The sequence below is a fragment of the Ancylobacter sp. TS-1 genome, assembly GCF_009223885.1.
Classification (GTDB): Bacteria; Pseudomonadota; Alphaproteobacteria; order Rhizobiales; family Xanthobacteraceae; genus Ancylobacter.
This window is the reverse complement of sequence record NZ_CP045144.1, coordinates 957,709-977,445: the sequence shown is the minus strand read 5'-3', so window position 1 is coordinate 977,445 and position 19,737 is coordinate 957,709. Positions and strand designations below refer to the sequence as shown.

The following is a 19,737-nucleotide window of genomic DNA, read 5'->3' as shown; positions in this document are numbered from 1 at the left end:
TCGGGCGCCGAAGGGGGGCTCCGTGAACATTGCGAGGCTTGGCGTGCCAGCCGGTGCCGCCATAAAGACCGAAGCGCGGGGGACGGCATCGCCCCTTCCGGCGCCGCGTCACGTCGCGATCATCATGGATGGAAACGGCCGCTGGGCGCAGAGCCACGGTCTTCCCCGTTTCGAGGGCCATCGGCGCGGCGCCGAGGCGGTGCGGCGCACGGTCGCCGCAGCCCAGGAACTCGGCATTGAGGCGCTGACCCTCTACAGCTTCTCCAGCGAGAACTGGTCGCGCCCGCAGAAGGAAATCGGCGAGCTGATGGGGCTGCTCAAGCGCTTCATCCGCTCCGACCTTCAGGAACTCCACGCCAAGAATGTCCGGCTGCGCATCATCGGAGAGGGGCATCCCACCGATTCAGAAGTGCAGCGCCTGCTCGACGAGGCGCAGGCGCTCACCCGCGACAATACCGGCGTGCTGCTGACCGTGGCGTTCAACTACGGTTCGCGTAACGAGATCGTCCGCGCCGCGCAGGAACTCGCCCGGCAGGTCGCCGCCGGCCTGCTGAAGCCGGAAGACATCACGCCCGAGCGGTTCGGCGAGACGCTCGACACGGCCGGGCTGCCCCCGCTCGACCTGATGATCCGCACCAGCGGCGAGCAGCGGCTGTCGAATTTCCTGCTCTGGCAGGCGGCCTATGCCGAGCTGGTGTTCCTGCCCGTCTACTGGCCCGACTTCGACCGCTCCTGGCTGGAGCGGGCTCTGGCCGAATTTGGCGGACGGGACCGTCGCTTCGGCGGTGTCGCTCCGGGCGAAAGCTGAGCTGTTGAGGATCGGAGCCGACTTCCTGCCGCGTCTCTGCTCGGCTCTGGTGATGGCGCCCATTGCCCTGCTGGCGGTGATATGGGGCGGCTGGCCCTTTACCCTGCTGGTGGCCGCCGCCGCGCTGATTCTGCTGTGGGAGTGGCTACGCATGGTCGCGGCGAAGCCGAACGCCCTGCTGCTCGCGGTCGGGGGCGCCTCGCTGTTGTTCGCACTGGCGATGCTGGCGGTCCGGCCCGCCCCTGTCGCCATCGCGATCGTCGTCCTGGGCGCCATCGCCTCGGCGTTGATCGCGCGCGGCGGGCGGGAGCGGCGGCTGTGGTCGCCGCTCGGCGTGCTCTATGCGGGTGCGCTGGCGCTTCCGGTGGCGATTCTGCGCGACGAGGCCGAACTGGGGCTCGTCGCCCTGATCTGGCTGTTCGCCGTGGTGTGGGCGACCGACATCGCCGCCTATTTCTGCGGGCGGCTGATCGGCGGGCCGAAGCTGTGGCCGCGCGTCAGCCCGAACAAGACCTGGTCCGGCGCGGTCGGCGGCACCTTCTGCGCCACCCTCGCCGGCATGGCGACGCTCCATGTCGCCGGCGTGGACACGGCGCTTCTGGCCGCGCCGGTGGCGCTGCTGGCCAGCGTGGCGAGCCAGGGGGGCGACCTTTTCGAATCCTCCATGAAGCGGCATTTCGGCGTGAAGGATTCGAGCGCGCTCATTCCCGGCCATGGCGGCTTCATGGACCGGCTCGACGGTCTGGTCGCCGCCGCCGCGCTGGCGCTGCTGATCGGGCTCGTCCGCGACCCGGAGGCGCCGGTGCGCGGTCTCCTGCTATGGTGATGCCGCCGGACGGGCAGGGGGCTGCGACCTCTTCGCCCGGTCCTTCGCCCTTGCGCTATCGTGCCGGCTTTGCCCAAGTTCGCCTTAAAGCCTGCTTATGCATCATGGGTCGCGCCGACCGGCGCTGCCGTCTGGGAACATGCTGATGGAATTTCTCGCCTCGATGGGCGGCACTGCGAGCTGGCTGCTCGGCTATGTCGTGCCGTTCCTCTTCGTGCTGACGATCGTCGTCTTCTTCCACGAGCTCGGCCATTTCTGGGTCGCGCGCCGCGCCGGCGTGAAGGTGGTGGCCTTCTCGATCGGTTTCGGCCCCGAGCTGGCGGGCTTCAACGACCGGCACGGCACGCGGTGGCGAATCTCGGCGATTCCGCTCGGCGGCTATGTGAAGTTCCTCGGCGACGAGAACGCCGCCAGCACGCCCGACCATGGTGCGCTCGACCAGATGAGCGAGACCGACCGGCGCGAGAGCTTCTTCCACAAGCCGGTGGGCGCCCGCGCCGCCATCGTCGCGGCCGGTCCCATCGCCAATTTCATTCTGGCGATCGTGATTTTCGCCGGCCTGTTCATGACGGTCGGCCGTCAGGTGACGACGCCGCAGGTGGACGCGGTGCAGGCGGGCAGCGCGGCCGAGCGCGCCGGCTTCCAGCCCAACGACGTGATTCTGTCGATCGACGGCGAGCCGATCGGTTCCTTCGGCGACATGCAGCGCGTCGTCAGCGTCAACGCCGAGCGCAAGCTCGCCGTGGAAATCGAGCGCGGCGGACAGCGACTCACCGTCGAGGCGACGCCCGACCTGCGCGAGGTGACTGACACCTTCGGCAATGTCCATCGCATCGGCGTGCTCGGCATTTCGCGCAACACCAGCGGCGGGCAGGTGCGCACCGAGCGATTCGGCCCGGTCGAGGCCGTCGGCATGGCGACTCGCGAGGTGTGGTTCATCGTCGACCGCACCTTCAACTATCTCGGCGGCGTGGTGACGGGGCGCGAATCCGCCGATCAGCTCGGCGGGCCGATCCGCATTGCGCAGGTTTCCGGCCAGGTCGCCACCTTCGGCGTGGCCGCGCTGCTGCAACTTGCCGCGGTTCTGTCGGTGTCGATCGGACTTCTTAACCTCTTTCCGGTACCGCTACTCGACGGTGGACACCTGCTTTTCTATGCCATCGAGGCCCTGCGCGGACGCCCGCTCAGCGCCCGGGCGCAGGAGGTGGGCTTCCGCATCGGTCTGGCGCTCGTTTTGATGCTGATGTTGTTTGCAACGTGGAACGATATCCTCAATATATCAAAATCTTGATCCTGAATCGGGGTGGCGTTGCCGAGGCGCCACGCCGGCAGGAAAAGGCGTTAAGTGCGGCCCGTTCGGTTTGCAGGCTCTTCAAAAGTCTGTATCAAACGGAGTGCAGGGTGAGGATCGACTCCGCGTGCGTGTCCATTGGCACGCCTTCGGGGTCTTCCCAGAACAACGGTAAGGTTGCGCACCAAATGGCTCGTTTCCGGTTCGTGAGTAAAATGGCGTCGGTCATCGGTGTGGTTACGCTGATGGCTGTCGCGGGTGTTGCCGGATCCGTTGCCGTCTCTGGGGTTGCTGTCGCGCAGTCGGCCAGTTCCATCGTCGTCGAGGGCAACCGCCGCGTCGATGCCGAGACCATCCGCTCCTATTTCCAGACCGCCCCGGGCCAGTCCTTGACCCCGGCCAAGATCGACGAGGCGCTGAAGGCGCTCTACGCGACCGGCCTGTTTTCCGACGTGACGATCAGCAGCCGGGGTGGCCGTCTGGTCGTGAACGTCGTCGAGAACGAGGTGATCAATCGCGTCGCCTTCGAGGGCAACAAGAAGGTCAAGGACGACCAGCTCTCACTCGAGGTGCAGTCCAAGGCGCGCGCGCCGCTGTCGAAGACCACCGTCCAGGCCGACACCCAGCGCATCATCGACGTCTATCATCGCGCCGGCCGCTACGATGTGCGGGTCGTGCCGAAGACCATCGATCGTGGCCAGGGTCGCGTGGACCTCGTCTTCGAGATCACCGAGGGCGAAAAGCTCGGCGTGTCTGAGATCCGTTTCGTCGGCAACAAGGCCTTCTCGGTCTACAAGCTGAAGGACGAGATCACCACGACCGAGACCAACTGGCTCTCGTGGCTCAAGAACACCGACATCTATGACGTCGACCGCATCAACACCGACCAGGAACTGCTGCGCCGCTTCTATCTGAAGAACGGCTATGCCGATTTCCGTATCGTGTCGGTGACGGCCGATCTCGACCGCAAGACCGGCGGCTTCATCCTGACCTTCTCGATCGACGAGGGTGCGCAGTACCGCGTCGGCACCGTCGACATCGCCTCCAGCATCAAGGACGTCGATGTCGGCCGCATCCGTGACGCGCTGCGCGTGTCGCCGGGCCAGGTCTACAATGCGGAGCTGGTCGAGAAGTCGGTCGAGAACGCCACCATCGAAGTCTCGAAGAGCGGTTATGCCTTCGCGCAGGTTCGTCCGCGCGGCGACCGTAATGTCGAGAACCGCACCATCTCGCTGACCTTCGCCGTCGAGGAAGGTCCGCGCGTCTACATCGAGCGCATCGATATCCGAGGCAACACCCGCACGCGCGATTGGGTCATCCGCCGCGAGTTCGATCTCGCCGAGGGCGACGCTTATAACCGCGTGCTGGTCGACCGCGCCGAGCGCCGGTTGCGCAACCTCGGCTACTTCAAGGAAGTGAAGATCACCAACGAGCCGGGCACCGCGCCCGACCGCATCATCCTGGTGGTCACCGTTGAGGATCAGCCGACCGGCGAGTTCTCGGTCTCGGGTGGTTACTCCTCGGCTGACGGCTTCATCGGCGAAGTCTCGATCTCCGAGAAGAACTTCCTCGGTCGCGGCCAGTATGTGCGCCTCTCCGGCCAGCTCGGCGAGAACGTTCAGGGCGTGGATTTCAGCTTCACCGAGCCGTACTTCCTCGACTACCGCGTCGCGGCAGGCTTCGACCTGTTCTGGAAGTCGACCAGTGCCACGAGCTACAGCCCCTACGACACGGAGACCGCTGGCGGCACGCTGCGCGTCGCCCTGCCGCTCACCGACGAGTTGACCCTCGGCCTGCGCTACACGCTGTCGCAGAAGGAGATCACCATCTCGCTCGAGGACGAGCTCACCGACGACGTGTCCTGGGCGCTACGCGAAATTAACGGCGTTTCGGCCATCACCTCGTCGGTCGGCTATACGCTGAGCTACAACCTGCTCGACAATAACCGCGACCCGACAAACGGTTATCTGCTCGAACTGAAGCAGGACTTCGCCGGCCTCGGTGGCGACGTGAACTTCGTGCGCACGACCTTCGACGCCCGCTACTACAAGCCGCTCTTCGGCGACTTCGTCCTGATGCTGCGCGGCCAGGCCGGCAACGTGGCCTCGTGGGGCGGCGAGGATCTGCGCATTCTCGATAACTTCTTCAAGGGCCCCGATCTGGTTCGCGGCTTCGCCCCGAACGGCATCGGTCCGCGCGACCTTGCCTCCGGCGATGCGTTCGACCCGGAATATGATGCCCTGGGCGGCACGCTCTACTGGGGCACCACGGCCGAAGTTCAGTTCCCGCTCACCTTCCTGCCGAAGGACGCCGGCCTTAAGTTCGCGGTGTTCGCGGATGCCGGTTCGCTTTGGGACTATCAGGGCGCGACTGAGTTCGTTGGGGCTCCGAACATAGTCTGCCCGGCGGGATCTCAGAATGGAGTTGGCGCAGTCTGCGTCGCCGATAGCGACCTGATCCGCTCCTCGGTCGGTGTCAGTCTGATCTGGCAGTCGCCCTTCGGCCCGCTGCGCTTCGACTATGCCTGGGCGCTGTCCAAGGAATCGTACGACGAAACCCAGGCCTTCCGCTTCAGCGGCGGCACGCGTTTCTGATAGACTGCCTCCATATAGGCTGCACGGCGGTCCGGTCATCCGGACCGCTTGTGCGTTTGGGAAACAGGTCGGCGGTCGGCACGCGGCGATGAGCGATCCTTTCTTTCATCCGGCCCCCGCGCCCCTGACCGTCGGCGAGATATGCACGCTCGTCGGCGCGGCGCCGGTGGGCGATGCCGATGCGGCCCGGACGGTCGGCGCAATCGCCGCGCTCGACGATGCCGGGCCGACGGACCTGTCCTTCATGGACGGCGCCCGCCACGTGCCGGATCTGACCCGCACGCGCGCTGGTGCCTGTTTCGTCATTGAGCGATATGCCTCCCATGTGCCGGCCGGCACGGTGGCCCTCAAGGTCGCCAAACCGCACGCGGCTTTCGTCGCTGTTGCCCGCCGGCTCTACGCGACCAGCCTGCGGCCCGGTTCCGTCTTCGGTCAGACCGGCGTCGCCTCGGACGCCATCGTGCATCCGCAGGCACGCCTGGAGGCGGAGGTGACGGTCGATCCCGGCGCGGTGATCGGCCCGGGCGCCGAGGTCGGCGCGGGCACGGTGATCGGGGCCGGCGCGGTGATCGGCCCGGGCGTGCGCATCGGGCGGGACTGCTCGATCGGCGCCGGCGCCTCGCTGCTGCATGCCCTCGTCGGCGACCGGGTGATCGTCCATCCGGGCGCACGCATCGGGCAGGACGGCTTCGGCTATCTCGGCGGCGCGCGCGGCCATGCGAAGGTGCCGCAGATCGGCCGGGTCGTACTTCAGGACGACGTGGAGATCGGCGCCGGCACCGCGATAGACCGCGGGGGGCTGCGCGACACGGTGATCGGCGAGGGCACCAAGATCGACAACCTCGTGCAGATCGCCCACAACGTCGTCGTCGGCCGTCACTGCATCATCGTGTCCCAGACCGGTATCGCCGGCAGCACGACTCTCGGCGATTTCGTGATGCTGGGCGGGCAGGTCGGCGTCATCGGCCATGTGCATATCGGCGACGGGGCGCGCATCGCCGCGTCGAGCAATGTGAAGGACGACGTGCCGCCGGGCGTCGAGTGGGGCGGCTCGCCCGCCAAGCCGATGCGCGACTGGTTCCGGGAGGTCATGGCCGTGCAGCGACTGGCGCGCGGCGACCGTCCGGCCGGCGGCCGACAGGAGGGGCAGTGAAGGACATGGACGTGCAGGCCGATACCATCGCGACCGAGACCGCCGCGCTCGGCTCCGCCGACATTCTCCGCATTCTGGCCGCGCTGCCGCACCGCTACCCGTTCCTCATGGTCGACAAGATCGTCGGCATCGAGGGCGACCGGAAGGCGGTCGGTATCAAGAACGTGTCGGCCAACGAACCCCATTTCCAGGGCCATTTCCCCGACAATCCTGTCATGCCGGGCGTGCTGATCCTCGAGGGCATGGCGCAGACGGCGGGCACGATCTGCCTGCTGGAGCGCCCCGGTGACGGTGCGCCCTCGCTCGTTTATTTCATGACCATCGACAAGGCGAAATTCCGTCGGCCCGTGATACCGGGCGATGTGCTGGAGTACCACATGACGCAGATGACCAAGCGCCGCAACATGTGGTGGTTCCGAGGCGAGGCCAGAGTCGACGGCCAGCTGGTGGCCGAGGCCGAGGTGGGCGCGATGATCGCCCGGGAACCGAAGAAGTGAGCGGCGGGGCAAGGATCGATCCGGCCGCACGCATCGAGGACGGCGCCAGGCTGGGCGAGGGCGTCGAGATCGGGCCCTTCTGCACCGTCGGCGCCAATGTGGTGCTGGAGGCGGGCGTGCGCCTCGTCTCGCATGTCGCCGTCGCCGGGCACACCACGCTGGGCGAAGGCACGGTGGTGTACCCGTTCGCCTCGCTGGGTTCGCAGCCGCAGTCCTACCATTACAAGGGCGAGTCGAGCCGCCTGCTGGTCGGCCGCAACTGCATCATCCGCGAGCATGTCACCATGAACACCGGCACCGCCGGCGGCCACATGGAGACGGTGGTCGGCGAGGGCGGTATGTTCATGGTCGGCAGCCACATCGCGCATGACTGCGTGGTCGGCGCGCGCGCCGTGTTCGCCAACAATGCCACGCTGGCCGGGCACGTGACGGTCGGCGAAAATGTGTTCATCGGCGGGCTTGCTGCCGTGCACCAGTTCACGCGTATCGGCGACGGCGCCATGGTCGGCGGCATGTGCGGGGTGCACTTCGACATCATCCCTTACGGCCTGATGATGGAGGGCCATCCGGGCCTGCGCTCGCTGAACTATACCGGCCTGAAGCGCCGGGGCCTCACGCTCCAGCAGCGCCGGCAGATGCAGGCCGCCTATCGCGAGTTGTTCTACGGCGGCGGCACGCTCGCCGAGCGCGCCGACCGCGTGGCGGCCGAGTTCGGTGACAACGACCATGTCCTGCAGATCGTCGCGTTCGTGCGCAGCGCCGGCAAGCGCCGCCTGACCGTACCCGCCGACGCGGCCGATCATGTCGCCGAGCCCGAAGCCGCCTGAACCCGGCCCGGCCGGGCCGCAGACGCCGGGGGCGGGCGAGCCGCTCGCCATCATCTGCGGCGGCGGCGCCTTTCCTCTCGCGGTGGCGCAGGCCGCCCGCAAGGCCGGGCGCCGGGTCATGCTCTTTCCGGTGCGCGGCTTCGCCGATTCCACCGTCGAAGCGTGGCCGCATATGTGGGTCCATATCGGCCGCTTCGGGCTGCTGACGCGCGAACTGCGCCGCCTGGGCTGCCGCGATGTGGTGTTCATCGGCAATGTGCTGCGCCCGCGCATGCGCGACATCCGGTTGGACTGGACCACGCTGACCCTGCTGCCGCGCGTGTTCGGCATGCTGCGCGGGGGCGACGATCACCTGCTGACCAGCTTTGGCCGGCTGTTCGAGGAGGCGGGCTTTCGCCTCGTCGGCGCCCATGAAATCGCCCCCGAAATCCTGCTTCCGGCCGGCACGCTCGGCGCGGTCGCGCCCGATGCCGGGCAGATGGAGGATATCGCGCTCGGGCGCCGGGTGCTGGCCGTCACCGGCCCGCTCGACATCGGGCAGGGGCTGGTGGTGATGAACCGGCATGTGGTGGCCATGGAGGCGGCGGAGGGCACCGACCTGATGCTGGCGCGGGTCGCGGAGCTGCGCGCCAATGGCCGGATCAAGATGCCGGCGCCCTGTGGCGTGCTGGTGAAGCGCCCCAAGGAGGGGCAGGACCGGCGGCTCGACCTGCCTTCGCTCGGGGTGCGCACCGTCGAGGGCGCGGCGCGCGCCGGGCTTGCGGGTATCGCCGTCGAGGCCGGGGGCGTCATCGTTTCCGATGTCGAGGCGCTGCTGCGCGCTGCGGACGCGGCCGGGCTGTTCATCCACGCTTTCGTCCGTGACGGGGCGGATGCGCCATGAGCGCCCCTTCCGGCACGGGCGCGGACGAAGCTCGCCCGCTCGACGTCTTCATCGTCGCGGGCGAGGAATCCGGCGATGCGCTCGGCGCCGAGCTGATGGCGGAGCTCAAGGGGCTGAGCCCGTCGGGTGTGCGCTTTCGCGGCGTCGGCGGCGCGCGCATGCAGGCGCAGGGGCTGGCGAGCCTGTTCCCGATGGAGGACATCACCGCCATGGGCTTCGCGCAGGTCGTCGCCGGCCTGCCGCGCATATTGCGGCGGATGCGCGAGACCGCGCGGGCGATCATCGATGCGCCGCCCGACATTCTCGTCCTGGTCGACGCCCCGGATTTCACCCATCGCGTGGCGCGCAAGGTGAGGGCGCGCCTTCCCGGCCTGCCCATCGTCAAATATGTCGCGCCGACGGTCTGGGTCTGGCGGCCGGGCCGCGCGCGGGCGATGGCGCCGGACTTCGATAAGGTATTGGCATTGCTGCCTTTCGAACCGGAGGCGATGCATGCGCTCGGCGGGCCGCCGACCACCTATGTCGGCCACCCGCTGCTTGGCGAACTGGATCGCCTGCGGCCGAATGCCGAGGAGGCACGGCGTCGCGAAGGGATGCCGCCCGTCCTTCTGGTGCTGCCGGGAAGCCGGCGCGCCGAGCTGGCGCGGCTCGGGGCGACCTTCGGCGAGGTGCTGGAGCGGGTACGCGAACGCCTGCCGGACGTCGACGTGGTGCTGCCGACGCTGCCCCGCCGGCTCGCCCAGGTCGAGGAGGTCGTGGCCGGTTGGCCGGTCAAGCCGCGCATCGTCGTCGACGAGGAAGAGAAGCGCGCCGCGTTCCGCATCGCGCGGGCGGCGCTGGCGGCCTCGGGTACGGTGACGCTGGAACTGGCGCTCTCCGGCATTCCCACGGTCGCCGCCTATCGCGTCCCGTGGCTGGAAGGGCGCATCGCGCCGTACTTCATCAAGGTGAAGACCGCGATCCTGCCGAATCTCATCCTCGGTACGCCGACGGTGCCGGAATATCTGCAATGGCATATCGATCCGCCCGCCATGGCGGCGCAGCTCGCGCAGCTCATCGAGGGCGGAGACGAGCGCGGGGCGCAGCTCGCCGCCTTCGCCCGGCTCGACGCGATGATGGGCGAGGGCGGCGAGCCGCCGAGCCGCCGGGCGGCGCGCGCCGTTCTGGAAACGCTGGCGGACGCGCGCGCAGGCGCGAAGGGCTGAGGCCGGGCGCGTGCAGTGCAAGCGTGGATGGCCGGGTCACGCCCGGCCACGACGGCAAACACCAGCCAGAAAGCAAAATCCCCGCCCTCCGGCGGGAGGACGGGGAATTCTGAAGCTCTCGTCTCAGGCGGCGGCGCGGGCGCCGCTTGTCTCGTCCGACCGCGTCGCGCCGCTACCGGCACGCCGCCGTCAGGCGCCGCTCACTTGCGGCGGGCGATCGGGATGTAGTCGCGCCCGACGGCGCCGGTGTAGAGCTGGCGCGGGCGGCCGATGCGCTGGCCCGGATCCTCGATCATTTCCTTCCACTGGCCGATCCAGCCCACGGTGCGGGCGAGAGCGAACAGCACGGTGAACATGGAGGTCGGGAAGCCGAGGGCGCGCAGGGTGATGCCCGAATAGAAGTCGATGTTCGGGTAGAGCTTGCGCTCGACGAAGTACTCGTCCTGCAGCGCGATGCGCTCCAGCTCCACCGCGATGTCGAGCAGCGGGTCGTCCTGGATGCCGAGTTCGCCGAGCACCTCGTGGCAGGTGCGCTGCATGATCTTGGCGCGCGGGTCGTAGTTCTTGTAGACGCGATGGCCGAAGCCCATCAGGCGGAACGGATCGTTCTTGTCCTTGGCGCGCTTGATGAATTCCGGGATGCGGTCCACCGAGCCGATCTCGCCGAGCATCTTGAGCGCCGCCTCGTTGGCGCCGCCATGGGCGGGCCCCCACAGGCAGGCGATGCCGGCGGCGATGCAGGCAAAGGGGTTGGCGCCCGACGAGCCGGCGAGGCGCACGGTCGAGGTCGAGGCGTTCTGCTCGTGATCGGCGTGCAGGATGAAGATGCGGTCGATCGCGCGGGAGAGGATCGGGTTGACCTTGTACTCCTCGCACGGCACCGAGAAGCACATGCGCAGGAAGTTCGAGGCGTAGTCGAGGTCGTTCTTCGGGTAAACGAAGGGCTGGCCGATCGAGTATTTGTAGGCCATGGCCGCCAGCGTCGGGATCTTCGCGATCATGCGGATCGAGGCGATCATGCGCTGCTGCGGGTCCGAAATGTCCGTGCTGTCGTGATAAAAGGCCGACAGCGCGCCGACCGAGGCCACCAGAACCGACATGGGGTGCGCGTCGCGACGGAAGCCGTGGAAGAACCGGCTCATCTGCTCATGCACCATGGTGTGGCGCGTGACGCGGTAGTCGAAATCCGCCTTCTGGGCGGCGGTGGGCAGCTCGCCGTAGAGGAGCAGGTAGCAGGTCTCGAGGAAGTCGCCGCTCTCCGCCAGCTGCTCGATCGGGTAGCCGCGATAGAGCAGAATGCCTTCGTCGCCGTCGATATAGGTGATCTGGCTTTCGCAGGAGGCGGTCGAGGTGAAGCCGGGGTCGTAGGTGAACTTGCCGGTCTGGGCGTAGAGCTTGGCGATATCGATGACGTCGGGGCCGATGGTGCCGTTCAGTATCGGCAGCTCCCAGCTTTCATCGCCAATGGTGAGGGTGGCGGATTTCGCCGAAGTGCCGCTGCTGGCGTCCATGCGGGTTCTCCCTGAGCCTGTGGAACCGAATGAAACGGATCACGTCTTGCGGGTGCAGTGCCGGGCCCGGAGGCCATGGCCGGAGACGGGGGATGTCTCGCTGCGGCCCGAGAGGCAGTCGTAGCGGTTTCGATCCGCCCTCGCAAGCGCAGCGAAATTGGTACCGCAATGCGGCCGTGCGGTGGCGGCGAAACGAATTCACCTCCACCTGCGCGCCGTGCTAGACGGAGATCTTACGCCGCCGCGAGCGAGCCGGTCTGGTCGGCGATGCGGGCCAGCGACTCCTCCCGGCCGAGCACGGCCAGAACGTCGAAGATACCGGGAGAGGTCGTCTTTCCGGTCATCGCGGCGCGCAGCGGCTGGGCGATGGCGCCGAGCTTCACGCCGAGCTCCTCGGCCGTCGCGCGCACCGCCGCCTCGGTCTCGACGGCGTTCCACTCGGCCACGCGGGCGAGCTTCTCGGCCGCTGCGGCGAGCAGGCGCCGGGCCTCCCCGGTCAGCAGCGCCTGCGCCTTCTCCTCGATCGGCAGCGGGCGAACGTTCAGAATATATGAAGCATTATCAATGAGTTCGATGAGTGTCTTCGCACGCTCCTTCAGCCCCGGCATGGCGGCCAGAAGCTGCGCCCGCCGCTCCGGGGTGAGCGCCGCGGCGATGCTCGCGCCATTGGGGATGTGCGGCAGCAGCGTGTCGATGGCCGCCAGAAGCTCCGCGTCCGGCGTCGCCCGCATATAGAGGCCGTTGATGCTCTCCAGCTTGGCGAAATCGAAGCGCGCCGCCGAGCGTCCCACCCGGTCGAGATCGAACAGGGAGGTCATTTCCTCGGTCGAGAAGATCTCCTGGTCGCCATGGCTCCAGCCGAGGCGGACGAGGTAGTTGCGCAGCGCGGCGGGCAGGTAGCCCATGGCGCGATAGGCATCGACGCCGAGCGCGCCGTGGCGCTTGGAGAGCTTGGCACCATCCGGCCCGTGGATGAGCGGGATATGCGCCATCTTCGGCACCTCCCATCCCAGCGCATGGTAGATCTGCGTCTGACGCGCGGCATTGGTCAGGTGGTCGTCGCCGCGGATGATGTGGGTGACGTTCATGTCGTGGTCGTCGACGACCACGGAGAGCATGTAGGTCGGCGTGCCGTCGGAGCGCAGCAGCACGAGGTCGTCGAGGTCCTTGTTGGGGATCACGACGCGGCCCTGCACGAGGTCGTCGATGACCGTCTCGCCCTCGGTCGGCGCCTTGAGGCGGAAGACCGGCTTGCGGTCGGTGGGGTATTCGGACGGGTCGCGGTCGCGCCAGCGCCCGTCATAGCGGGGCGGGCGGCCCTCCTTGCGGGCGGTCTCGCGCATCTCCTCCAGCTCCGCCGCCGAGGCGTAGCAGGGATAGGCGCGGCCGGCGGCGATCATCTGCTCCACCGCCTCGCGGTGCCGCTCGGCGCGGGCGAACTGGTAGATGACGTCGCCTGACCAGTCGATGCCGAGCCAGTTCAGCCCGTCGATGATCGCGTCGATGGCTTCCGGGGTGGAGCGCTGGCGGTCGGTGTCCTCGATGCGCAGCAGCATCGTGCCGCCCTTGGCGCGGGCGTAGAGCCAGTTGAACAGCGCGGTGCGCGCCCCGCCAATGTGCAGGAAGCCGGTGGGCGAAGGGGCGAAGCGGGTGACGACGGTCTCGGACATGGCTCTTTCGTCTCGCGCCGGGGAATGTCAGCGGCGTCAAAGCGTGAAGGTTGCTGCGTGGCGGGCGCGGACGGTGCGTGTACCATAGGTGCGCGACACGGGAAAAGCGCAGGATCGCCCGAGACGCCGCCGGCCCGTCACAGGCGCGTGCGCCGGGCGTGTCCGCGACCTTCATCGGGAGTGCGCAAGGGGGCGTGCGGAAGGGGGCCGTGCGGGGATGCAGGCGCCGCCGGGAGAGGACATTCCGGGCAAGGACATGCCGCGCCGCCGGGGGGCGCGGGTGGCGGTGCTCGCGGCCGCGAGGCCCGCCCTCGGCGTCACCGGACGCTGGCCGGGACTGCCGTTCGCGGCGCTACTCGGCGGCCTTTCCGCCGCTCTGGCGCGCGAACTCGACGACCGGCGCGGCTTCCTGTTCCTGCCAGTCGCCTTCGCCTTGGGATCCGCGCTCTATTTCGCCGCGCCGCAGGAACCGCTGGCCTATGCCGGCTTCGTGCCGGCCGGCGTTTTCGCCGCGCTGGCCGCATGGCGGCGGGAGCGGCCCTTCGGCTTCCATCTCTTCGCGCTGCTTGCCGTCGTCGCGCTCGGCTTCGCGGTGGCCGGGCTGCAGGTACAGCGCATGGCGCATCCGGTGCTCGGCAGCACGCTCTACGCGGCCGAACTGACCGGTTTCGTCGAGGCGGCCGAGCAGCGCCCGCGCGGCAGCCGGATCACCCTTCTCGTCACCGGCTTCGCGCGCCCGCCGGCCGAGCCGCCGCAGCGCGTGCGGGTGACGCTGACGGGACGCGACCCTCCGGCTGTGGGTAGCCATGTGCGCCTGCGCGCCACGCTCGGCCCGCCGCCCGGGCCGGCCTATCCCGGCGGATTCGATTTCGGCCGGGCGATCTGGTTCGACGGCATCGGCGCCACCGGCTTCGCGCTGGGCCGGCCGGAGGCGGCGCCGGCGCCCGGCGCGCCGCCCTGGAGCCTCAGCCTCGCCACCTGGCTTGACGGCACCCGCCGCGCCATCGCCGCGCGGATCCGGGCGACGCTGCCGGGCGCGGATGGCGGGGTCGCGGTGGCGCTCGTCACCGGGTTGCGCGACGCGGTGGGCGAGCCGATCGAGGAGAGCATGCGGATCGCCGGCCTCTCGCACATCCTCTCGATTTCCGGTCTGCACATGGCGCTGGTGGCCAGCACGGTGTTCTTTCTCGCGCGCGCCCTGCTGGCGCTGGTGCCGGAACTCGCCCTGTCGCGGCCGATCAAGGCCTGGGCGGCGCTGCCGGCCGTGGCTTCGGCGAGCTTCTACCTGCTTCTGTCCGGCGCCGAGGTGCCGACCCAGCGCGCCTATGCGATGACGCTGCTGGTGCTCTCCGGCGTCGTTCTCGGGCGGCCGGCGCTCACCCTGCGCACGCTGGCGCTCGCGGCGCTGGCGGTGATGGCGCTGACGCCCTGGGCGGTGCTCGATCCGGGCGCGCAGATGTCGTTCGCGGCGACGCTGGCGCTGGTCGCCGCCTATGAGCGGTTCGGCCGCTTCATCGCCGCGCCGCCGGGCGTGAGCGCCCCGGTGCTCGCAGTGCCGGCGCGCTACCTCGCGGCGCTGGTGCTGGGCTCGCTGGCGGCGGGACTGGCGACGGCGCCGTTCGCGGCCTTCCACTTCCAGCGGCTGGCGCCGCTCAGCCTGCTGGCCAATCTGGCGGCGATGCCGGTGGTGTCGTTCATCGTCATGCCGATGGGCCTGGTCGGCGCCCTGCTGATGCCGTTCGGATGGGACGAGCCGATATGGCGGGTGATGGGCTGGGGCATCGGCGCAATGCTTGCCATCGCCGATGCCGTCGCCGCCCTGCCGGGGGCGGATCGCGGCGTGCGGGCGATGCCGGCCGTGAGCCTTGCCCTGTTCAGCCTCGCCCTGGTGGTGCTCTGCCTCGCGCGCTCGCGTCTGGTGCTGGTGGCGCCCGCCCTGGCCGGGCTCGCTTTGTGGGCGACCGCGAGTGCGCCGCGGCCCGACCTGCTGGTGGACGCGCAGGCGCGGACGGTGGCGGTGAGGGGCGCGGACGGTGCGCTGGCGGTGATGGGCGATCGCATGAGCGGGCTCGCCGGCCGCTTCGCGGTCGAGCAATGGCTCAACGCGGATGGCGACCGCGCGCGGGTCGGCGCGACGCAGGTCACGGCCGGCGCCGCCTGCGACATGGCCGGCTGCACGCTGCCGCTTCCCGAGGGCGGCCTTGCCGCGCTGTCGCGCCAGAGGGAGTCGCTGGAGGATGATTGCCGTCTCGCGCGCGTACTGGTGACGCCCTTCGCGCCGCCCGACGATTGCGCGGCGACCGTGGTGCGGGTCGATCCCGCCCGGCCTATCGGCGGAATCGCCGGCTATCGCAATCCTGAGGGCGGCTGGCGCCTGGTGGCGGCCCGCCCGGCGGCCGGCACGCGTCCCTGGGAGCCGAAGGCGCAGACGTTACCGCCATCAAGCGGACACACGTCAAAAGCCCCCGCATCAGCGGCACTGACATCAAAGCAACCGGCGTCAAAGGAGCCGATGCGCGACGTGGAAGACGATTCAACGCCCGCCGAAGCGCCGATGGAGGTTCAGTAGCGCCGGAACAGCCCGACCAGCTTGCCCTGAATGCGCACCCGGTCGGGACCGAAAATGCGGGTCTCATAGGCCGGGTTGGCCGCCTCCAGCGCCACCGAGGCGCCCTTGCGGCGCAGGCGCTTGAGGGTGGCTTCCTCGTCGTCGATCAGCGCCACCACGATCTCGCCGGTATTGGCCGAGTCGCATTTGCGGATGAGCGCGAGATCGCCGTCGAGAATGCCGGCCTCGACCATCGAATCCCCGCGCACTTCCAGCGCGAAATGCTCGCCGCCGGACAGCATCTCAGGGGGCATGCCGATGGTGTGGTCGCGCGACTGGATGGCGGAAATGGGCGTGCCGGCGGCGATCCGGCCCATGACCGGGATCGGCACCACGCGCCGCGTCTCGTCGTCCTCGTTCGCCGGGCGCACACGGCCGAGATTGCCCTCGATGACGTTGGGCGCGAAGGGACGGGGAGCGGGCTTGGACGGCTGCGCGTCTTCCGGCAGGCGGACCACATCGAGTGCCCTCGCGCGGTTGGGAAGGCGGCGGATGAAGCCGCGCTCCTCCAGCGCCGTGATCAGCCGGTGGATGCCCGACTTCGACCTGAGGTCGAGCGCATCCTTCATCTCCTCGAAGGAGGGCGGCACGCCGTCCTTCTGGAGGCGTTCATTGATGAAGAGAAGCAGCTCATGCTGTTTGCGGGTAAGCATCCGTAGGTCCCGTCTGACGGCTGATGCCGGACTGAAACAAATCGCGAACAAATATATCCGTTCCTATTGTGTTCCACAATGGGTAAAGGCATCGCTAAGGGCCGGAAAACGCGTGTGTTCTCAAGGCGAGGGCGCCGGCGGCGCGTGGCGGGGCCCGCGCGGGAGGTATCCAGAGGTCGTGCCGAGGGGACTTGCGGGCCCCGATTCGTCGTCCGGCCGGCTGCGGTCAGACGGTCTGCGCGTATTGCTCGTAGGCGTCGTGCACGATGGCGATATGGCTGCGCATCGCGTTCGCGGCGGCGTCGCGGTCGCCGCGCAGGATGGCCGTCGTCACCCGGTCGTGCTCGGTGTGCGAGAGAGCGAGGCGGCCCAGCGCCCGGAACTGGGCACGGCGGAAGGGCGAGAGCCGCCGGCGCGTGCCGACCGTCATCTCGATCAGATAGTCGTTGTGGCTGCCGGCATAGATCGAGGTGTGGAACTGCTCGTTCGCCTCGCGATAGGCGGTGAAGTCGCCCAGCCGCATCAGCTCGCCCATGTCGGCGTGCAGCCGTTCGAGCTGCCGGCGCTCCTGCGGCGTCATGGCGAGCGCGCTCAGCCCGGCGCACAGCGCCTCCAGCTCCGCCATCACGTCGAACATGTTCTGCAGCCGGTCGACGCTCGGCCGCGCGACCACGGCGCCGCGATGGGGGCGGGCATCGACGAGCCCGGAGGCGTTCAGCTCGCGCAGCGCCTCGCGCACCGGCGTGCGGGAGACCCCGAAACGCGCCGCCAGCGCCGTCTCGTCAAGCGCGGTGCCGGGCGGCAGCGTGCCGCGCGTGATCTCGTCGGCAAGCTGCATGCGCAGTTCCTCGGCGCGCGTCACGCGGCCCCGCCGGCCGACGCCGGCGGGCGGTTCGAGCGGGAAGCGGACAGGCAGCACCGACATGCGCGAACGACGAATCTGATGAGGCGGCGAGGGAGCGGGCCGCCATTCGCATCATTAGCCGGCGCGCCCAGCTTCACCAAGCACTTCATGCGGCCGATGCCGCTGGGTCATTTGTCGTCGATGAGGCTGACATGGGCGGCGACGACCTTCCAGCCGGCCGGCGTGCGCATCCAGGTCTGCATCTGCCGGCCGACCTTGCCGGGCGTCGAGCCGCGCCGGAACAGGGTCGAGGCGACGGCGAAGTCGCGGCCATAGGTGGTGATCTGCGTGCGGTCCAGCATGCGCTCCAGCCCGGCCGGCGAGCGGGCGGCGCGGAAGGCGCGGATCTCGCCTATGCCGTAGAGATTCTCGCCGCCGCCATAGCGGATGGTGGTGGGGTCGTCCCAGAACAGGTCGTCCAGCGCGGCGACATCGTTCGCCACCAGCGCGCGCTCATAGCGGTCGAACGCCGCGCGCACCTCATCCAGCACCTCGGCAATGTTGATGTCCATGCGCCCCGTCCCCTCGCCGGCTCTCTGCCCGAGCGCGAGCACACAGGCAGCCGGGCGCCCGGTCAATCCTCGAGAGGCAGAATCTCGCACAGTTCTCCCGCTTGCGCGGCCGGCGCGTGCGGCCGGCGCACCAGCAGAACGTCGGCGCGGGAGAGATTGCGCAGCATGGAACTGTCCTGAACCGGCAGCGGGCGCACCAGCGGCACGCCGCTCTCATACCCGACGATCTCGGCGCGCTGGAAATCCATGCGCTGCTCGTTGGCCTTCACCTCGACGGCGAGGCGGGCGGGCTGGAACTGGGGGCCGGGTGGCACGGCGAGGCCCTGTAGCGCCCGGAGCAGCGGCACCAGAAAGAGGAGGGCGCAGACATGGGCGGAAACCGGGTTGCCGGGCAGGCCGAGCACCAGCGGGCCGGTGGCGCCGTCGGTGGGGCGGCCGAACATCAGCGGCTTGCCCGGCCGAAGGGCGATCCGGTGCACCGCGAGTTCAACGCCCTCGGCGGTGAGCGCGGGGGCGATGAGGTCGTGGTCGCCGACCGAGGCGCCGCCCGTCGTCACCAGCACGTCGAGCCCGGCACGAAGCGCCGCCCGCACGCCAGCGCGCGTCGCGTCCATGTCGTCGGGCAGGATGCCGAGGTCGATCGCCTCGGCACCGGCATCGCGGGCCAGCGCCGCGACGGAGTAGAGATTGGAGACGATGACCTGGTGCGCCGCCGCGCCCATGCCCGGCCGCACCAGCTCGTCGCCGGTCGACAGCAGGCCGACGCGCGGGCGGCGGGCCACGCGCAGCTCGGCGATATCGGCGGCGGCGACCAGCGCCAGGTCGCGGGCCCGCAGCCGGTGGCCGGGCTCCAGCAGCGTCTCGCCGGTGGCGAAATCGCCGCCGGCCCTGCGGATGTGCCGGCCAATCGTCGCCGCCTCGGTGACGGTGACCGCCTCGCCCGCGCGGCGCGTATCTTCCTGGATCACCACAGCGTCGGCGCCCTCAGGAAGCACCGCGCCTGTGAAGATGCGGACGGTCGTTCCCGGCGCGACATCGCCCGGGAAGGGACGGCCGGCGGCGGATTCGCCGATCAGCGCGAGCGTCGCGGGCACGTCGGCGACGTCCTGCGCCCGCACAGCATAACCGTCCATGGCCGAGACGTCGGCGCCGGGGGTGGTGCGGCGGGAAATGACCGGCGCGGCGAGCACGCGACCCTGCGCGCCGTCGAGCGGCACGGTCTCGGACTCAAGCGGACGGGCCGCCGCGAGCAGGCGCGCCAGCGCCTCGTCGACCGGCATCAGCGCCATTGCCGCCTCCGTTACTCGCCCTGCCAGTAGCCGGAGCGGCCGCCGGATTTCTCGAGGAGCCGCACGGCCTCGATGCGCATGAAGCGGTCGACCGCCTTGGCCATGTCGTAGACGGTGAGGCAAGCCACCGAGACGGCGGTGAGCGCCTCCATCTCGACGCCGGTCTGGCCGCTGGTGCGCACGGTGGCGCGCACGATCAGGCCGGGCAGGGCCGGATCGGGCTCGATGTCGACCGCGACCTTCGAGAGCAGCAGCGCGTGGCAGAGCGGGATCAGCTCATGCGTGCGCTTGGCGGCCATGATGCCGGCGAGGCGCGCGGTGCCGATCACGTCGCCCTTCTTCGCGTTGCCGGACAGAATGAGGTCGAGCGTCGCCGCCTGCATGGCGACCCGGCCCTCGGCCACAGCCACGCGGTCGGTAACGGCCTTGTCGGCGACGTCGACCATGTTGGCGGCGCCGGCAGCGTCGAGATGGGTGAGACGGGGCGCGTCGGTCATCGCCCGCCC

At 69.4% G+C, this 19,737-nt stretch carries 17 protein-coding genes; 10 read left to right on the top strand and 7 right to left on the bottom strand.

Annotated features, from left to right (window positions below):
- Window positions 1-43: 43 nt before the first annotated feature.
- The 9 genes from GBB76_RS04775 (at window position 44) to lpxB (ending at window position 10,084) form a co-directional block, all read left to right on the top strand.
- Complete coding sequence (locus GBB76_RS04775) at window positions 44-808, top strand: isoprenyl transferase (RefSeq protein WP_152304749.1); 765 nt, start codon at window positions 44-46, stop codon at window positions 806-808.
- Window positions 809-812: 4 nt separating this feature from the next.
- Complete coding sequence (locus GBB76_RS04770; RefSeq protein ID WP_152302234.1) at window positions 813-1,634, top strand: phosphatidate cytidylyltransferase; 822 nt, start codon at window positions 813-815, stop codon at window positions 1,632-1,634.
- A gap of 145 nt (window positions 1,635-1,779) precedes the next feature.
- Window positions 1,780-2,925, top strand: a complete 1,146-nt coding sequence (gene rseP / locus GBB76_RS04765; RefSeq protein ID WP_152302233.1) for an RIP metalloprotease RseP — start codon at window positions 1,780-1,782, stop codon at window positions 2,923-2,925.
- Between the two features lie 245 nt (window positions 2,926-3,170).
- Entirely contained in the window at window positions 3,171-5,519 is a 2,349-nt protein-coding gene (gene bamA / locus GBB76_RS04760; RefSeq protein WP_246669041.1) for an outer membrane protein assembly factor BamA, read from the top strand.
- An 88-nt stretch (window positions 5,520-5,607) separates the two neighbouring features.
- Entirely contained in the window at window positions 5,608-6,672 is a 1,065-nt protein-coding gene (lpxD, locus tag GBB76_RS04755; protein WP_152302232.1) for a UDP-3-O-(3-hydroxymyristoyl)glucosamine N-acyltransferase, read from the top strand.
- A gap of 5 nt (window positions 6,673-6,677) precedes the next feature.
- Window positions 6,678-7,169 carry a 3-hydroxyacyl-ACP dehydratase FabZ gene (fabZ, locus tag GBB76_RS04750; RefSeq protein ID WP_152304747.1) on the top strand — a complete coding sequence of 164 codons (492 nt, stop codon included), beginning with the start codon at window positions 6,678-6,680 and terminating at the stop codon, window positions 7,167-7,169.
- Window positions 7,166-7,996, top strand: a complete 831-nt coding sequence (lpxA, locus tag GBB76_RS04745; RefSeq protein WP_152302231.1) for an acyl-ACP--UDP-N-acetylglucosamine O-acyltransferase — start codon at window positions 7,166-7,168, stop codon at window positions 7,994-7,996. Before fabZ ends, lpxA begins: the two co-directional genes overlap by 4 nt.
- Window positions 7,971-8,879: an LpxI family protein gene (locus GBB76_RS04740; RefSeq protein WP_152302230.1), complete on the top strand. Its 909-nt coding sequence runs from the start codon at window positions 7,971-7,973 to the stop codon at window positions 8,877-8,879. Before lpxA ends, GBB76_RS04740 begins: the two co-directional genes overlap by 26 nt.
- Window positions 8,876-10,084: a lipid-A-disaccharide synthase gene (lpxB, locus tag GBB76_RS04735; RefSeq protein WP_152302229.1), complete on the top strand. Its 1,209-nt coding sequence runs from the start codon at window positions 8,876-8,878 to the stop codon at window positions 10,082-10,084. The genes GBB76_RS04740 and lpxB overlap by 4 nt, the downstream gene beginning before the upstream one ends.
- Before the next feature lie 200 nt (window positions 10,085-10,284).
- On the opposite strand, the gene gltA is transcribed toward lpxB, so the two are convergent.
- Window positions 10,285-11,595 (bottom strand): citrate synthase, encoded by a 1,311-nt coding sequence (gene gltA, locus GBB76_RS04730; RefSeq protein ID WP_152302228.1) that lies wholly within the window; start codon window positions 11,593-11,595, stop codon window positions 10,285-10,287.
- Window positions 11,596-11,828: 233 nt separating this feature from the next.
- Window positions 11,829-13,265, bottom strand: a complete 1,437-nt coding sequence (gene gltX / locus GBB76_RS04725; RefSeq protein ID WP_152302227.1) for a glutamate--tRNA ligase — start codon at window positions 13,263-13,265, stop codon at window positions 11,829-11,831.
- A 217-nt stretch (window positions 13,266-13,482) separates the two neighbouring features.
- Here gltX and GBB76_RS04720 point away from each other — a divergent pair, with 217 nt between their 5' ends.
- On the top strand, window positions 13,483-15,834 hold the full coding sequence (locus tag GBB76_RS04720) for a ComEC/Rec2 family competence protein (RefSeq protein ID WP_152302226.1): 2,352 nt from the start codon (window positions 13,483-13,485) through the stop codon (window positions 15,832-15,834).
- On the opposite strand, the gene lexA is transcribed toward GBB76_RS04720, so the two are convergent.
- The 5 genes from lexA to moaC form a co-directional block, all read right to left on the bottom strand.
- A complete protein-coding gene (lexA, locus tag GBB76_RS04715; protein ID WP_152302225.1) occupies window positions 15,828-16,526 on the bottom strand; it encodes a transcriptional repressor LexA in 699 nt (232 codons plus the stop codon). The two genes, GBB76_RS04720 and lexA, sit on opposite strands and share 7 nt — an antisense overlap.
- Before the next feature lie 226 nt (window positions 16,527-16,752).
- Window positions 16,753-17,451: a GntR family transcriptional regulator gene (locus GBB76_RS04710; RefSeq protein WP_152302224.1), complete on the bottom strand. Its 699-nt coding sequence runs from the start codon at window positions 17,449-17,451 to the stop codon at window positions 16,753-16,755.
- A 107-nt stretch (window positions 17,452-17,558) separates the two neighbouring features.
- Entirely contained in the window at window positions 17,559-17,942 is a 384-nt protein-coding gene (hpxZ, locus tag GBB76_RS04705; protein WP_152302223.1) for an oxalurate catabolism protein HpxZ, read from the bottom strand.
- 62 nt (window positions 17,943-18,004) lie between these two features.
- Window positions 18,005-19,231, bottom strand: a complete 1,227-nt coding sequence (gene glp / locus GBB76_RS04700; protein ID WP_152302222.1) for a gephyrin-like molybdotransferase Glp — start codon at window positions 19,229-19,231, stop codon at window positions 18,005-18,007.
- Window positions 19,232-19,242: 11 nt separating this feature from the next.
- Window positions 19,243-19,728: a cyclic pyranopterin monophosphate synthase MoaC gene (moaC, locus tag GBB76_RS04695; RefSeq protein ID WP_152302221.1), complete on the bottom strand. Its 486-nt coding sequence runs from the start codon at window positions 19,726-19,728 to the stop codon at window positions 19,243-19,245.
- Window positions 19,729-19,737: the final 9 nt, after the last annotated feature.

Bases quoted from the DNA above. Each gene is read 5' to 3' on its own strand.
- rseP (WP_152302233.1), top strand. From the start codon at position 1,780: ATGGAATTTCTCGCCTCGATGGGCGGCACTGCGAGCTGGCTGCTCGGC.
- bamA (WP_246669041.1), top strand. From the start codon at position 3,171: ATGGCTGTCGCGGGTGTTGCCGGATCCGTTGCCGTCTCTGGGGTTGCT.
- lpxD (WP_152302232.1), top strand. From the start codon at position 5,608: ATGAGCGATCCTTTCTTTCATCCGGCCCCCGCGCCCCTGACCGTCGGC.
- fabZ (WP_152304747.1), top strand. From the start codon at position 6,678: ATGGACGTGCAGGCCGATACCATCGCGACCGAGACCGCCGCGCTCGGC.
- GBB76_RS04740 (WP_152302230.1), top strand. From the start codon at position 7,971: ATGTCGCCGAGCCCGAAGCCGCCTGAACCCGGCCCGGCCGGGCCGCAG.
- lpxB (WP_152302229.1), top strand. From the start codon at position 8,876: ATGAGCGCCCCTTCCGGCACGGGCGCGGACGAAGCTCGCCCGCTCGAC.
- gltA (WP_152302228.1), bottom strand. From the start codon at position 11,595: ATGGACGCCAGCAGCGGCACTTCGGCGAAATCCGCCACCCTCACCATT.
- gltX (WP_152302227.1), bottom strand. From the start codon at position 13,265: ATGTCCGAGACCGTCGTCACCCGCTTCGCCCCTTCGCCCACCGGCTTC.
- GBB76_RS04720 (WP_152302226.1), top strand. From the start codon at position 13,483: ATGCAGGCGCCGCCGGGAGAGGACATTCCGGGCAAGGACATGCCGCGC.
- lexA (WP_152302225.1), bottom strand. From the start codon at position 16,526: ATGCTTACCCGCAAACAGCATGAGCTGCTTCTCTTCATCAATGAACGC.
- GBB76_RS04710 (WP_152302224.1), bottom strand. From the start codon at position 17,451: ATGTCGGTGCTGCCTGTCCGCTTCCCGCTCGAACCGCCCGCCGGCGTC.
- hpxZ (WP_152302223.1), bottom strand. From the start codon at position 17,942: ATGGACATCAACATTGCCGAGGTGCTGGATGAGGTGCGCGCGGCGTTC.
- glp (WP_152302222.1), bottom strand. From the start codon at position 19,231: ATGGCGCTGATGCCGGTCGACGAGGCGCTGGCGCGCCTGCTCGCGGCG.
- moaC (WP_152302221.1), bottom strand. From the start codon at position 19,728: ATGACCGACGCGCCCCGTCTCACCCATCTCGACGCTGCCGGCGCCGCC.